This window comes from Croceivirga sp. JEA036 (genome assembly GCF_011882165.1).
GTDB lineage: Bacteria > Bacteroidota > Bacteroidia > Flavobacteriales > Flavobacteriaceae > Croceivirga.
The window spans coordinates 90333-106628 of record NZ_JAATON010000001.1 but is presented as its reverse complement, the minus strand read 5'-3'; the positions used below and the strand labels follow the sequence as shown (position 1 = coordinate 106628).

The following is a 16296-nucleotide window of genomic DNA, read 5'->3' as shown; positions in this document are numbered from 1 at the left end:
ATGATTTCTATAATTTCAATTGATTTGGCTAAAAATTAATTTATATGCTATTGTCTTTCAGCCCCATCGATTTCTTTTCAGGTGAGCATAATCCAAAACGTATTGAAGATACAGTATTTGAGATTTCTCGACTACGCTCGAAATGACACTACCCTTATATTTTCAACAGGGCGATTAACATGCGAAGGGAAATCTTATTATTTTGAGATTCCCCTTTGTGACTCATTTGGAACAACAAGCTAATCCTAGAAAGAATTAATCTTCAACTGTATCGTATGCTTCCCTGGGGAAAGTCGTATATAATCAAATGCCGCTGGTACTTTTTCCCCGTTATGGATAAAGTCTTTTCCGTCCAAATCATTCAAAGAGAACTCCGCAACCATATTACCCGGAATTTCTAATTCATAGGTCTGTAATCTGGGGCCGATATAGGTGTAGGTTCCCTTTATGGTTCCACGTACTGTCGGCACCTCAATACTGCTATTTTTTAAACTGCTCATTTGTGGCTTTATCGTAGCAATACCAAAACCTGGCGTTTTAGGTTTTATGCCCCACAAGCCTCTGGGTATGACATTAGCAGGTGCTGCCCCCCAAGCATGGTTCCAATCCAAATTCACTTTATACTCATAATCCCAGGCTTCTAAACTAATTGTTGAGCCTACACGTATCATATTGTACCAACTTCTTTTTGCTTGACTTGTCAATAAATCGAGGGCATAATCCGCTTCACCGGCATTGTACAAACCATCCATTAAAAATTGTGCCCCATAAACACTACAGGCCATTCCTCTAGATTTTACATGGTTTATTACGGTTTCATAGTGCTCTTTTGGTACTAAGCCAAATGCTAAAGGCATCATATTGGCATGTAAAGAGGCGTGGTCGGTGCCAATACCATCCACATAAATACCACGTTCCTTATCGAACATTTGTTCATTCACTGCTTTTTTGGCTTTGGCGGCGCGTAATTCAAAATCTAAAACCTCATCCGTCTTTCCTAAAACCTTGGCAAACTCCGCCATGATTTTCATGTTTTCATAAAAGAAGGCATTGATTACCGTACTATAAGGCTGAAACACAAAACCATCGCGTTCACCTTTTGTTTTGCTTCCTGCAAAATTCTTTGAAGGCCAATCTACAATGTCAGTCAATGGCTTTTTATACCCTTTTTCAAAGCCAAGCTTATACATAAAATCCTCGGTAACTTTTGTAGATGTTATTAACCCATCTTCATTGGATAACTCAAAAAGCGTTTTATGTTTTAATGGTTCGTAATAACGCTCAATTAATTCAGTATTGCCCGTATACATATAATCGGCATAAATTAATAGTGCCACATGCTGCTGCCATTCTGTTGGCCATGTAGGATTTTTCATGAAATACTCTATGGTACGCCTCGCTATGGCATACTCTCTATCGGTTGTGTAGTGGCTTAACTGATTAAGGTAGGCATCAGCCTCGTACGGGATACGTTCCCTATCGCCATCTACATAAAGACCTGCAAAAGTGGTTGCCTTTATTGAGTATTTACAAAACTCCCAAATTTGGTTTAAAATTTCATCGTTACTGGTAAAGCTACTTGCTGTATCATCCCAATAACTAGTATATCTCAATTGCTCAAAATCTTCGGCTTTTAAAGTGATTTGGGCTCCTTCCACTTCCGCATATCTAAACGGCTGTAAAACGGGCCACCCTTCTTGTAAGGGAATAGCTTTACTTGGTCCTTTCATGCGGTTATCAGGCACAGGTTCGATGTTAATCTGATATTTTGTTTTTCCAGGGGTTACATCGACCTTAATTTCTTGATAGCGAATATTACTTTTTGCCGGTGGTGTTCTGTTTACATTTCCTTCGTCATCCAACATTTCTCCAATTCTGACCGTCAAGGTATGTGGTTCTTTAGCTTCGTAATTGAAGTCTATGGTGGCAAAAGCAGCTTTGCCAAAGTCTAAAAAGTAAAAATCTCCTCTTTTTTCAAATTTGGTAGGATGTACCTTATCTATAAGGTATTTATTTTCTGTGGATATGATATAGCTATCGCTTATACCGGTGGTGAATTTTTGCGGCTCAGAATAATCAACCAAACGATTTTCTTCATCCCAAATACGTACTTTCCAATAGTATGTTTTGTTGGGTTCTAAAGAAGTTCCCGTATATTCAACATCTGTCGATTGGTTGGAAGCAACACGTTTACTATCCCAAACATCCCCATTATTGGTTTCTATTTTCGATTGACTTGAAGAAACCAAAATCTGGTAACCAGATTGAAATTTTGAGGTCAAAGGCACCGTCCATCCAAATTCTGGTTTTAGGTCGAATATTTTCACATCAGTTTCTGGCTCTCTTATCAATTCTACGGTAAGGTCTGAAGGGGCTGCCCTGTATTCATTACTGTTTTCTTTAATTAGTGCATCTAGTTTAGCACTTAACTTGTCTCGCACTTCCTGATACTTCTTTTTACCAATTAAATTGTTGATTTCTAAAGGGTCTTTTTCTAAGTTGTAAAGTTCTTCTACTGTTTTATCATTGACATATCTAAAATATTTCCACTCCTTAGTGCGCACACCTTCACTAGGAGGAATATTTTCAAAATCCCAAATATGCTCAATAAGTACCGTATCGCGGTTCATGGTATTGGTTTCTTTATTGACTATGGGCATTAAACTTTTACCCTGCCAGGTCTCGGGTATACTAACTCCTGCCAAATCGGCAATTGTAGCAGTTACATCTATATTCAAAACCATTTCGTCTACATCTCTTGGTTTAGAAACTCGCGGGTCGTAAACCAATAGAGGAACCCTTACGGAATTCTCATACATTAACCACTTACCAGCCAATTGACGTTCTCCAAGAAAATATCCATTGTCACCCATTAAAATGATGACAGTGTTCTTGTCTTGACCGGTTTCTACTAATTTCTTCCTAATTTTTTCAATCTCTAAATCTATACCAGAAATCATTCTATAATAGCCTTTTAGACTATGTTGGTATTTTTCTGGATTGTCATAACGCCACGTCCATCTTAATCTATTAAAGCCATCTCTCACTGCTTTTGGTTGTGCTTCAAAATATTTATCGGCTCCTAACTTGGGATTAGGAATGATTGTGTTCTGCAACATACCATCTGTGGCTTCTTGCCAAAAATATTGGTCTTCGGCCGGATCATGGGCGTGTGGAGCACTAAAACTAAGGGAGAGACAAAATGGTTTTTCATTGCCCGCATTCTTTTCAATGAAATCTAGCGCCTGTTGGCCCGTATACCGAGTTAAGTGAACGGTGTCCTTATTTATGGTTTTGTAATAGTACCCTCTTTTGTCTTTAAAGCGGTTATTTCTATCATAAGATTCGTATTCATCAAATTGCTTATCTAAATCATTGTAACGCACCCCATATTTACCATAAAATCCAGTATAATAACCATTGTTTTTTAGTAACGTTGGATAGGAGTTCGCCATATATTCTTCTCGTACATTACCCGTTTGAAAATTGAAATTATGGGAACGTTCATACAAACCTGTCAATATACTGGCTCTACTAGCCGCACAAATGGGCGTGGTTACCATGGCGGTTTTAAAATAGGTTCCCTCTTTTGCCAATTTATCCATTTGAGGAGTTTCAACGAAGCTGTTTCCTGCATAACCAATAGCATCAAAACGTTGGTCATCGGTCAAAATAAAAATGATGTTGGGTTTTTCTTTACTAGACACGTTATTCTGTGCCACAACAGCTTGACTAACGAAAAAAAGAGTAATGATTGAAATAATCTTAATTTGCTTCAAAATAGTTTAGAATTTGCAGTTAAGTTAGTAGTTTGAACTAAATACAATAAGCATTCAACAATAAAATCAAACTTAATTTTAAGGTGTGGCAATCCCATCCTGTTCTATCCTGAGGATAAGCTTTATTCTAAACCCTGTTAAATAAATAACATGTTACACGTAACAGCACAGGATATTAATTTACGTTTGAGCTTGTAATATTGTGTTGGTCCATTGATTACATAAGCTTAAATTATGATTAACTCAGCAATAAACATTAAAATAAGAACAGGTTTGTTCATTACCTTAATAATGACCATTATTGGTTGTAAAAATGAAACAGGTGAAATAAACAGTAGCAAAATAAAAGAAGTTGAATTACCTAAAAAACCCAATATTCTATGGTTAGTTACTGAAGATATGGGCGCCTATTTATCCATGTTTGGGGATTCTACCATCGTGACTCCTAATTTGAGTCGACTGGCAAATGAAGGTGTGGTCTATCCAAATCTTTTTTCAACCTCTGGAGTCTGCGCACCTAGTAGGGCCGCTATTGCCACAGGTATGTATCCTTCAAGTATTGGTGCCAACCATATGCGAACTACTTCATACACCGAGGTCACCGGCTTACCAAAATACGGGGCGGTACCGCCACCAGAGGTAAAAATGATCAGTGAACTTTTACGTGGCAAAGGCTATTACTGCACCAACAACTATAAAACCGATTATCAGTTTAAAGAACCCGTGACGGCCTGGGACGAAAGTAGCCCCTATGCGCACTGGCGCAATCGTAAAAATGAACAACCTTTTTTTGCCGTAATGAATTTTACGGATACCCACGAATCAGGCCTTTTTGAACCTTATGGCCATAGGTACATAGAAGAGCGACATCATCATTCCGGTGACAGAGATTTCACATGGAAGCCCGGTAAGATGACCGAGGATGAAACCCCAAAACACCTGCCTAAGGATACCGATTTTGATATTCCCCCATACCTTCCGGATACTGAAATAGTTAGACGGGACATGTGGAAACTCTACAACAATATTGCCGAAATGGACCGACAAGTTGGGGCCGTGTTAAAACAATTAGAAGATGATGGCCTTTTGGATAATACGATTATTTTCTTTTACGGGGACCATGGCGGGCCCTTGCCAAGACAAAAAAGATTGATTTATGATTCTGGATTGAATACGCCTATGATTGTGCGTTTCCCCAACAAATGGAAAGCAGGAACCGTCGATGAACAATTGGTTAGTTTCGTTGATTTTGCGCCAACCTTGCTTTCCCTTACTGGAAGCAATCCACCAGAATATTTACAAGGTCAAGCCTTTCTGGGTGAATTTAAGACAGAAAAAGAACGGAAATACATTCACGCGGCCGCGGACCGCTTTGACGGGTATACCGATGCAATCCGTGCCGTGCGTGATGAACGGTTTAAGTACATTAGAAATTACCGCCCAGAACAAGGCTATTATTTACCAATTGATTACAGAGAAAAGATACCCACCATGCAAGAATTGCTTCGATTGCGTGATGCTGGAAAGCTGGATAGCATACAAATGCAATGGTTCCGTGAAACAAAGGACCCAGAAGAATTATTTGATTGTGTAAATGACCCACATGAATTACACAATCTAGCAAATGACCCAAAATATGCCGAGAAGCTTATTGAACTTAAAACTGAGATGGACCGTTGGCTGATTGAAATTGGAGACCAACCCAACCTACCGGAAAAGGAATTGGTACAGCGATTATGGGATGGGGACCAAACACAACCCAAAACTGCTATACCCAATATCAGCATTCAAGGAAACGAGGTACGTGTGAACTGTGCTACAGCTGCGGCGTCCATCGGGTATAAAATAATAACAGATGGTAACGAACCTGAAAGTTGGTCTGTTTATTCTGGACCCTTTTCAGTAGAAAAGAACACTGAAATTGAGGTCCAGTCACATCGTATTGGTTTTCTACCAAGTGAAATTATTAGAAGAAAATTTTAGTCAACCTCTTGATTTACAGTGTTAACTTACTAAAAGCTATCATTATGTAAACCACTATCAATATGGTTATTATGGTTATAACAATATCTTTCCAATTATAACTTGCCCTAGTTATAGCTTTTTGTTCGCTAGTCACGCTGGTAAAGGTCAAACCTTCAATTTTCTTTTCTGAGGGTTTCGTATAGAGTAAACTTACCCCTACGCATATTAATACACAAATCATAAAAAAGTAAGCCCCGAACACCAACCAATTAATATCTGCTATAACATATAATACAGACTCCTTAGCAAAACTATCTTTTACAATTTCTAATGTTAATTTAGAAAACCCTATTGCGAATCCTGCAATTAATGTAGCAATAGCACCATTAGCATTAATTCTCTTGTAAAATATTCCGAGAAGGAAAACTGCTGCAATCGGAGGTGATATATAGGCTTGAACATTCTGTAAATACTCATACAGTCCACTAGAAAGTTTTGTAATAATAGGTATCCACAATAATCCTAAACCTACAACAATAAAAGTGGCTATACGACCTGTTTTTACCAGACTTTCTTCTGGTTTATTGGGTTTTAGTTTTTTATAAATATCTAACGTAAATAAAGTAGAGCAAGAATTAAATACCGAAGCCAACGAACTCATTAAGGCTGCCAATAAACCAGCAGCCACTAAACCTCTTAATCCAGATGGTAGAATACTACTCATTAAAACCGGAAAAGCCTCATCTGGACTGCTCCATTCTAATTTTCCTTGCATTTTTAATCCTAAAGCAACTACTCCAGGGATTAAAAACAAGAATACTGGCATTAACTTTAATAATGCTCCGAAAATACTTCCTCTACGTGCTTCTTTGATATTTTTTGCAGTAAGTACCCGTTGAACAATAACCTGATCAGTACACCAATACCAAATACCAACAATTGTGCTTGTAATAAATAAGGGTAACCAAGGGTAATCTGGATCCGTGTTTGGCCTCCACATATTAAAATATTCTGTACCGACAGTGGCTTTTAAGTTGGACCACCCTCCTATTTCAGATAACCCCAAATAGGTAAGAATACCTGCACCTATGACCAGAACAATTGCTTGAATTGTCTCTGTGTATACAACTGCCCGCATACCTCCTAAGACAGTGTAAAGACCAGTTAATACCACCGTAGCAACCGCCCCAATCCAAAATGGAATACCCATTAATGAAGAAACTACTACACCGCCAGCATAAATGGTAACTGACACTTTTGTGAGAATATAAGCGATGATAGATACCACAGACAAGACCCATCTTGACCGAGCATCGAAACGTTTCTCTAAAAATTCTGGCATTGTAAAAACGCCACTTCTAACATAGAATGGAATAAAAACCCATCCTAACATTAAAACAATCCAAGCATGTAGTTCATAAATAAGTAATGGCATTTTGTCTCCAGCTCCATTTCCTGCAAGACCAACAACGTGTTCTGATCCAATATTTGAAGCAAATATGGAAGCACCTACAACAAACCATCCTAAGTTTCTACCTGCTAAAAAATAGTCTTGAGTATCTTTCTGTCTTTGTTTAATGACCCACCAGGCCACTGCTAGTAGTAAAATAAAATAACAGCAAATTACTATCCAGTCTAAGGAGTCTAAGTTTTGCATTTCAGTTCTGTTTTTAATGGCTAGATTTAGTAAATGATAAGGCAAGTGTAAGATGATGCTATTACTTAACTATTAATTTTACTGATTTTAGATCTTTGTTAAGTGAAGAGCTTCCTACATAAATTGTAAACGTACCGGGTTCAACCACTTTGGTTAAATTTGCATCTAGTAGTGCTAATTCATCAAAACCTAAATTAAAACTAATAGTTTTTGTTTCTCCCGGAGCTAAAGCTACGCGTTCAAAACCCTTTAAAAGTTTAATGTACCTGCCGACGGATGCAAAATCGTCCCTTATATACATTTGTATTACTTCATCTCCTGCAACTTTTCCAGTATTAGTAATTGTTACTGAAACTTTAGTACTGTCGGTATTTGAAATGGTATTTTGAGCTAAGATGGGTTCACTGATATCGAAAGTGGTATAACTAAGACCAAATCCAAATGGAAAAAGAGGTGATTTATCATTGTCTTTATATAAACCTTTTCCTGAACCAACAAAGTCTGGTCTTTCAAGGTATGTAACAGGTAATTGACCAACAGAACGCGGAAAGGAAACTGTTAATTTACCTCCAGGATTTACATCACCAAACAAAGCATCAGCTATAGCATCACCCGAGTGCATACCTAAATACCAGGTTTCTAGAATGGATGGAATATTCTCCGCGATATAATTAATGGTCAATGGCCTACCATTTATTAAAACCACTATAATTGGTTTACCTGTTTTATGTATAGCTTCGACTAGCTCATTTTGTACACCATACAAATCCAAATCAGAACGATCTACACCTTCGCCACCCGTTTTGCGTGACCCTCCTACCACTAAAACCACGGCATCAGATTTTTTGGCGGCTGCAATAGCTTCTGTAAAACCATCTTTAGAATTACTCAATAAGTCACAGCCTTTGGCATAATTAATTTTGATGTCATCCCCAACCTTCTTTTGAATACCCTCCAATGCAGAGACATAATAGGGTGGTAGTCCAGAATAACCGCCCAATAGAGAATAAGTGCCTTTCTCAGGCCTTTCTTCGGTAGCGTTCGGTCCTATAACTGCCAGTGAAGAAATTTTTGACTTATCTAAAGGCAATAGATTGTTTTCATTTTTTAATAGGATGATGGCCTTCTGCGCCATTTCATAGGCAAAATCTTGATGTTCTTTTTTACCAACATCAACCGTTTTGGGGTCAATCTTTTTGGGTTCCGTATCAAATAAACCTAATTTATATTTTGCGGTTAGAATACGTGATGTTGCTTTATCAATATACTTTACCAATTCAGGATTCTTTGTTAGCGTATCCAGTAATACATTTGAATGATACGATGAAAGGTCAATACTCTTGCCAATGACCAAATCCATATCAACACCAGCTTTTAAACCTAAAATGGCTGATTCGGCTCTCGATTCAGAAATAAAATGCATCGTTTCTAAACGCGCAACATCATTATTGTCTGAAACTATAAAACCGTCGAAACCTAATTCATCTCGTAAAATATCTTTAAGTAACCAGGTATTCATATGGTTTGGTACTCCATTATAATCTTGATGACCGGGCATCACAGAACCTACTTTAGCTTCCTTTATTGCTGCTTCGAAAGGTGGTAAATACACTTCGCGTAAACGTCGCTCTGACATATCACTAAAACCACCGTTAATACCACGTCGGTTTTCAGGATATCCAATAAAATGTTTGGCGGTAGCTATAACATGATTCTCATCAAATTGCTCATCACCAGTACCTTGCAAACCCTCTATAAATGCAACACCCATTCTAGACACCAGATAAGGGTCTTCGGCGTAAGATTCTTCTACTCTGCCATATCTAGGATCACCAGATATTACATCTAAATTAGGGGAATAACAGTGCGTAACTCCCAAAGCGCGCGCCTCTAATGCTGTTTGGGAGGCCATTTTTTTAATTAGCTTAGGTTCCCAAGTAGAACCAGCAGCAATAGCTTGGGGATAAACTGTTGTATTACCATAATAATCTAGAACTAGCCACATTCCATGTAATGCTTCTGCATACTTCATGTACGGAATACCTAAACGCTCATTAGCTGGTGCGTCTTGGGTCATTTCTGCAATTTTTTCCTCAAGCGTCATTTTATTAAGCAGATTTGAAACTTTAAAATCTACTTCAGAGGCATTATCATCAGCGGTTTGGTCTACTTGACTATGCGTTAAAAGGGTAATTAAAATCGAACCTAAAAAGAAAATTATATTCTTCTTCATAATATAAATGTAAAAACGATGAAAAATAAAAATATATGCTAACAAGGTTATCCCGTAGCATCCTGTATTAAAATGAAAAGGGCAAAATAAATTTGCCCTCTTCTAACTAAACTGAACTATAACTAAAAACAAAAAATACTGCCATTTTAACGATATCCATTATTTGTTGGGTCTGACTCCAACAAAGCGGGGTTCTGCTCCAATTCTTGCAATGGTATAGGTAACAACACGTGCCATGGTTTAATATTCTGGGCAGGGTTCCAAAACCTGTATTCAATATTTTCCATTACGTCAAACAAAATTCCCCATCTAATTAAATCATATCTTCTGTGGGCCTCACCAGCCAACTCCCACTTACGCTCATCATAAATAGCCTCTCTTAAGCCCTGTTGATCTAATCCTGTTAAATCCCATTCTTCTTCAGTTTCATAAGCTCTTTGGCGAATTGGATTTAAATATTGAAAAGCATTTGCTGGACCATTCAATTCGTTTTCACATTCTGCAGCCATCAAATACACATCCGCTAAACGAAATACCATTCTATTGTCCTCATGGTTGAATCGTGGTGATGTTGCAAGATCCAAATTCCAGAATTTAGCCATGTAAGGAAAGTTTAATTCAAAGCCCAAATAATTATCAACAATGTTCAAAGGTCTTCTTAAATCATTTAATGGAAATTTTTCAGCAAAATCTTTTGCCGCTACTTGTAAGCCCGTACCGTTAAAAGCCTCGCCTCTTGCCCTTAATGCATCACCCAAAGCACCTCTTTCGTCCGAATTAGCAGGTTCGTCCCTTAAGCGAGGGTTGAACATACTGGGTCTCCAATTACTATTACCTGCAAAAGCTGCACCTGGAAATGCCGGATCAAATTGCCCAGTGATATCTCGCGCAAAATCTAAAGACCATATAATTTCAGCATTATATTCATTTAACGGGTCAAATACCTCTTCATAAGTCGGTAATAACATATGTGGTGATTGGTTGATAATCTCAAGACATTTAGTCAATCCTGCTTGCCAGTCTTGTTGTTTCATATAGATTTTCGCTTCAATAATAGCTGCGGCCCATTTTGAAGCACGACCTCTTTGGTCATCTGCATATGCTGACGGTAAAATTGCTTGTGCAACTTGTAAATCTTCAATTATACCGTCAATGATGATGTTCTCATCCGTTCTACCTAAAACCCGTACTTCATCTAGTGTTAAAGCCTCGGTATAATACGGTGCATTACCCCAAAGATTGGTAATATGCCAATAGGCTAATGCACGCAAAAATCTACATTCTGCGATAACCTCTGTACGTACGTCTTCCGTTATAGACTCATTATCCGTTACTCGATCAATAATGAAGTTTGAATTAAATACAACTCTATACAGGTCTTTCCATGTATCGGAAACACTCATTTTTTGAACAGATACATCGGCCAAAGCTTCGTCTAAACTATAATCGCCAATTGGCTGTACAAAATTTGCAGGGCGGTTCGGTTCAATTATATCAGCACCATTATCATAAAAATGATCAAGACCCACCTGACCATAAATAGAATTATTCTTTAAAATGGCATAAGTACCCTGTACGGCTTGTCGCGCATCATTATCAGAGGCAAAGAAGCTTTCTGGAGCAATGATTGCTCTTGGGTCTTCTTCCAAGAAATCTTCACAACCAATACAAGTGAAGATTATGAGTATAAGTATATATAAATTTTTTGTTTTCATATCTATTTTTTAAAAAGTTACGTTTAGACCTAATGTAATAACTCTTGGGTTGGGATAATTCGCATTTAAGAATCCTAGTGCTATATTACCAAATTGATTGTTCCCTTCATTAAAGCTATTAGCCTCAGGCTCAATTAAACGAGTTTTAGAGAATAATAACAAGTTAGTTCCAGATAAATAAACCTGTGCATTCTTTACACCATCCAAGCCTATTTTTTCAGTTGGAAAATTATAGGCCAAGCGTACTGCTTTAAGACGTATGTGTGAGCCATCTTCCACGTATTCAGAATTTATTGGTGTATTTGTCACGGAGTCCGCCCCTGCTCTTGGTATATTGGAAGTTGGATTGTCAGGAGTCCATCGGTCTCGTAAATCACCAAACTTTACCGTTTCTCCGCGATTAAAATAGTGATTTCGCATTCTTAGGTTGAACACCTCATTACCCGTAGTACCTTGAAAGAAAAATGAAAAATCAAGATTCTTATACGAGAATGAGTTTTCGAGACCAAAAATCAAATCTGGAAAAGGGCTACCTAGAACCACATTGTCTTCAGTTGAGATAATACCATCTCCGTTCAAATCCTCAAATCTTGGCCCACCAACAACTTGTGATGATAAACCTGAAGCATCAATTTCTTCCTGACTTTTCCAAGTACCTAAATAATTTACTCCTGTGAAAACAGGAACCGATTCACCAACAATTAATCGTGTATTACCCGAACCTATGATAGGATCTACAACAAGGTCAATGAATTCTTGACCGCCTAAATCTAATATTTCATTCTTATTACTAGCTAAGGTTAAGGTAGAGTTCCAACTAAAATCTTCGTTAGATATATTCGTGGAATTCAACAATAGTTCCCAGCCCTTGTTTTTAAGAGCACCAACGTTTTGCAATTGACTTGTAAAACCCGTTTGTCTTGGAATGGTAACATCCAACAACAGGTCGTTGGTCTCTTTATAATAATAATTGAATTCGGTAAAGATTCTACCCCCGAATAATGATGCTTCAAGTGCAAGGTCAAAAGAGGTGGTAGTTTCCCATTGCAAGTTTGGATTTGAAGGTCTGCCCAAGGTTAAACCAGGAACCTCAGCCCCATTTAAGGTTGTATTTGCTTCAGTTAAAACACCTAATGTTCTATAGGGACCAATAGCCTGATTACCAGAACGTCCCCAACTAGCTCTTAGTTTTAAATCTTTGAATACTTCTTGGTTTTGCATGAAATTCTCTTCACTGATTTTCCAGGCAGCGGCGACAGAGGGATAAAATTCATATTTATTGCCAGGTGCGAAAACCGAACTTCCATCTGTTCTACCGACCAAGGTTAAGAGATATTTATCTTTATAGCTATAGTTTATTCGGCCGAAAAACGATGCTATCTGAAATCCACTAAAACCACTACTAACAACTGATCTAATGGGATCTGAATTACCTAAATTATTAAACCCAGTGGCATCACTTGTAATACCAAAGGCTTCTGCCTCCGTAATTTCTGTTTCTACTTTTTGAAAAGAAGCTCCTCCTAAAACAGTTAAACTATTGTCTTCATCAATATCTGTTTGATATTGAATTGTATTTTCATTATTCCAACCTACACTAGCTACAGTTCTTACGCTTGCATTACCACCATCCGTAATACCAACAGCAAGGTTACCTGGCAATTGACTAGAATTAAATCTATTGCGCTTAACATTATTAAACTCTGGACTGAAGGTAGAACGAATTATCCAACCAGCTGCTGGTTTGTATTCCAAATAAGCTGTTGCCAATAAGTTATTGGTAAAGGTCTCATTGGTATTCAACTCAAAATTGGCTAGCGGATTATTGAAGGGCGCACCTACAACGTCATCAAATCCATTGAAAGTACCATCATCATTAAATGCAGGTTGTGTACGCAAGGTTCCAAAGAGATTGGCACCAAAATTAGTAAGACCATTATCTTGGTTTAATCTAGAGTAATTTATACGAAATCCGGTTTTTAACTTATCACTTAGATTGATATCTAAATTAGATCTAAAAATAAATCTTTCGAGTCCAGAAGTCTTTACAACACCTTCTTGATTAAAATAATTGAAGGAGTTGTAATAATTGACATTTTCTGAAGCCCCTGAAACCGATAGATCTACATTATAAATTGGAGCCGGCCCCGTAGTTAAATCAACCCAATCGTTATTGGGGTAGCTAGATGGGTCATCTGGAAAAGGTATTGCCACTCCTCTAAAAGTGTTATGTTCATTTGTAAAGGCAATCTGTTCTTCTTGAGTTAATACATCGGGCAGTTCAGGAAGCATTTGCATGCTTGTAAATACGTTAACACTCACTTCAGGTTTTGAGGCTCCTGAACCACGACCACTTTTGGTCGTAACCAAAACAACACCGTTTGCACCTCTAGAACCATAAATAGCAATGGAAGAAGCATCCTTTAGAATTTCAAGAGATTGAATATCGCTAGGATTTATATTGTTCAAGTTGAAGTTGGTCCCAACCACAATACCATCAACTACAAAAAGAGGTTCGTTGCTACCTGTTATAGAGTTACCACCTCTTACTCTAATAGTTGTCCCTGCACCAGGAGCGCCGTTTGCTTGGGTTACTTGAACACCCGCAGCCCTACCTTGCAGAACCTGATCGACACGAGAGGCTGGTACCTGGGTAATATCTTCGGAACTTACCGAAGCGACTGATCCTGTTAAATCAGATTTACGCTGTGTACCGTAACCAATAATTACTACTTCATCTAATTGATTACCTGCCTCTAAAACAATTCTTAGTTGGTTTTGATTACCTACTTTAATCTCTTTTGGATTATAACCAATGTAAGAAATTACAAGTACATCATCCGGTTTTGCGATTACACTAAAATTACCGTCAAAATCCGTGGACACACCATTGGTTGTTCCTTTAATAATTACTGATGCTCCTGCCAATGGACCATCCGAATCGGATACAATTCCAGTTACGGTCTGTTGTGACCAAACTGTAAATAAATTGAAGAATAATAGAAGAACTACTACTTCTACCCTTCGTTTGTTAGAATTTAATTTAGTTTTTTTCATACAGTTTCTCTTAAAGAGCTAGTTAATTTATATTAAGAAAAATAACATTAAGGATATTCTATTACATCCTGTACTGTACTGTACTGGTTAAATAAACAGATCAAGAAATAACATTAAAATGACCGTAATTAATGGCTTTAGCAATTTTCAAGTTCACAACATATCCTTGTTTAATTTTTAATATCATTTAAATATTAACAGAAATTAATGTTATTTACTAATTACTACACTAGTATATGAATTTGCAATTTGTCTTATTTGCGAGTTTAATTATTGTACACAACAAACGATTTAGGAAATCAGCTACAAGCCTAGTGGTAATCACTATGCTTAAAAATTTTGAATTGAAATGAAGTAGTATTTCTTGAAAAGGGGAAAATTACTTTTGTAGTACATCCAAAAGAGTAACACCATCGGCCTAGATGTTTTTTTAAGTAAAACTTATCTTATTATTACTTGGAAAATAAAATCATTAGTATCCTAAATTCTGATTTAAAATTTTAAGTTAAAAAAAGAAGAAATAAACATAAAATGCTATTAGTTCTCTAGCCAAGAGGATTCTATTTTCATTTTGAGTTCAGAAACAACTTCTGGATGCTCGTTGGCCAAATTGTTTTGTTCTTTTGGGTCTGTATAGATATTGTAGAGTTCAATTTCTTTTTTAATCTGGGCATTTTGCAAATTTGGAAGAATTAATTTATATGGTTTAGTCATCACCATTCTATACTGCAAGCTACTATCTACAGTATTAAAATCGTGGTCATAAATTTCACCGTAAATAGCATTTCTAGATTTTAATTTTTTTTCGTCTAAAACACTAATTCCATCTAAATTTTTAGGTTTACTCATACCTACTAAATCTAAAACCGTAGGAACCATATCTAAACTACTTGTTAATGTGATACTATCTCTAAGTGGTTTTATTTTTCCTTTCCATTTATACATTATTGGTGTTCGGAGTCCAAAATCATAAGGGGAGCGTTTGGAGTTTTTATCATAACTTGAATTATCTTCATTTTGAATCCATCCATTATCACATACATATACGAATAACGTATTTTCTGTTTCTCCTTTTTCTTCAATATAATTCATTAAATCACCACAGGTCTTGTCGAACCATTCACACATTGCCCAATATTTAGCTACATATGGTGTTGGAGCTTTAGGAAGATATTTTTGTAATAAACTGTCTGGTGGTGTATGGGGGGCATGAGGTAGAAAAGGAGCGTACCACATAAAAAATGGTTTCTTTTTTTCAAGGGCCAAGTCTATATAATTGTAAAGGGTATCCATACCCTTGCGACCAATTTCTAGTCCGTAGTCGCCATGGCGTCCACCACGATTAGGGTCACCATGTGTCATCCCATAATCAAAACCTCCATTTTTATAATTTCCTATCCACCATTTTCCCGTTTGAAAAGAAAGGTAACCTTTATTTTTTAATAGTTTAGGTAGCGTCTCTAGCGTATTAAAATGATTGATAACTGCTTCATAATTTTTAGGCCTCCATGAAGAACGCCATGGTTGTGGACTAGATCTATCATCTCCCGGTAGCACCCGATCGTTACCCAATACCATGTGCGTACGTGGATAAACACCCGTTATAATCGATGCCAATGACGGTGAACACAATGAAGTAGGCACATAACCTCGTTCAAACGTAAGACTCTCTGCCGCCAACTTATCTAAATATGGTGTTTCAATGGCTTTATGACCCATGAAACCGTAATCTGTCCACGCTTGGTCATCCGATAGGATAAAAACAATATTCGGTGGTCGTTCCTCCACTTTGGCGGTTTCGTTGTTTTGCTTATTTTCCTTACAGGAAGCAAAACAAACCAACACTGTCCACAATAAAATAGTTAGGTTGCGTATTTTCATTTTGAGTGT

At 37.3% G+C, this 16296-nt stretch carries 7 protein-coding genes; 1 reads left to right on the top strand and 6 read right to left on the bottom strand.

Annotated features, from left to right (window positions below):
• Positions 1-245: 245 nt before the first annotated feature.
• Positions 246-3722, bottom strand: a complete 3477-nt coding sequence (locus HCO57_RS00495) for a sulfatase-like hydrolase/transferase (RefSeq protein WP_317171084.1) — start codon at positions 3720-3722, stop codon at positions 246-248.
• 291 nt (positions 3723-4013) lie between these two features.
• On the opposite strand from HCO57_RS00495, the gene HCO57_RS00490 reads away from it, so the two are divergent.
• Positions 4014-5762: a sulfatase-like hydrolase/transferase gene (locus HCO57_RS00490; protein WP_245167512.1), complete on the top strand. Its 1749-nt coding sequence runs from the start codon at positions 4014-4016 to the stop codon at positions 5760-5762.
• Positions 5763-5775: 13 nt separating this feature from the next.
• On the opposite strand, the gene HCO57_RS00485 is transcribed toward HCO57_RS00490, so the two are convergent.
• The 5 genes from HCO57_RS00485 to HCO57_RS00465 form a co-directional block, all read right to left on the bottom strand.
• Positions 5776-7401 (bottom strand): sodium:solute symporter, encoded by a 1626-nt coding sequence (locus HCO57_RS00485; RefSeq protein ID WP_167987361.1) that lies wholly within the window; start codon positions 7399-7401, stop codon positions 5776-5778.
• Positions 7402-7462: 61 nt separating this feature from the next.
• Complete coding sequence (locus tag HCO57_RS00480) at positions 7463-9634, bottom strand: beta-xylosidase (protein ID WP_167987360.1); 2172 nt, start codon at positions 9632-9634, stop codon at positions 7463-7465.
• A 146-nt stretch (positions 9635-9780) separates the two neighbouring features.
• On the bottom strand, positions 9781-11349 hold the full coding sequence (locus HCO57_RS00475; protein WP_167987359.1) for a RagB/SusD family nutrient uptake outer membrane protein: 1569 nt from the start codon (positions 11347-11349) through the stop codon (positions 9781-9783).
• A 9-nt stretch (positions 11350-11358) separates the two neighbouring features.
• Complete coding sequence (locus HCO57_RS00470; protein WP_167987358.1) at positions 11359-14406, bottom strand: SusC/RagA family TonB-linked outer membrane protein; 3048 nt, start codon at positions 14404-14406, stop codon at positions 11359-11361.
• A 537-nt stretch (positions 14407-14943) separates the two neighbouring features.
• On the bottom strand, positions 14944-16287 hold the full coding sequence (locus HCO57_RS00465; protein ID WP_167987357.1) for a sulfatase: 1344 nt from the start codon (positions 16285-16287) through the stop codon (positions 14944-14946).
• Positions 16288-16296 lie beyond the last annotated feature (9 nt).

What these genes read in the sequence shown, in the direction of transcription:
- HCO57_RS00475 (WP_167987359.1), bottom strand. Translation starts at nt 11,349, where the DNA reads ATGAAAACAAAAAATTTATATATACTTATACTCATAATCTTCACTTGT.
- HCO57_RS00480 (WP_167987360.1), bottom strand. Translation starts at nt 9,634, where the DNA reads ATGAAGAAGAATATAATTTTCTTTTTAGGTTCGATTTTAATTACCCTT.
- HCO57_RS00465 (WP_167987357.1), bottom strand. Translation starts at nt 16,287, where the DNA reads ATGAAAATACGCAACCTAACTATTTTATTGTGGACAGTGTTGGTTTGT.
- HCO57_RS00485 (WP_167987361.1), bottom strand. Translation starts at nt 7,401, where the DNA reads ATGCAAAACTTAGACTCCTTAGACTGGATAGTAATTTGCTGTTATTTT.
- HCO57_RS00470 (WP_167987358.1), bottom strand. Translation starts at nt 14,406, where the DNA reads ATGAAAAAAACTAAATTAAATTCTAACAAACGAAGGGTAGAAGTAGTA.
- HCO57_RS00490 (WP_245167512.1), top strand. Translation starts at nt 4,014, where the DNA reads ATGATTAACTCAGCAATAAACATTAAAATAAGAACAGGTTTGTTCATT.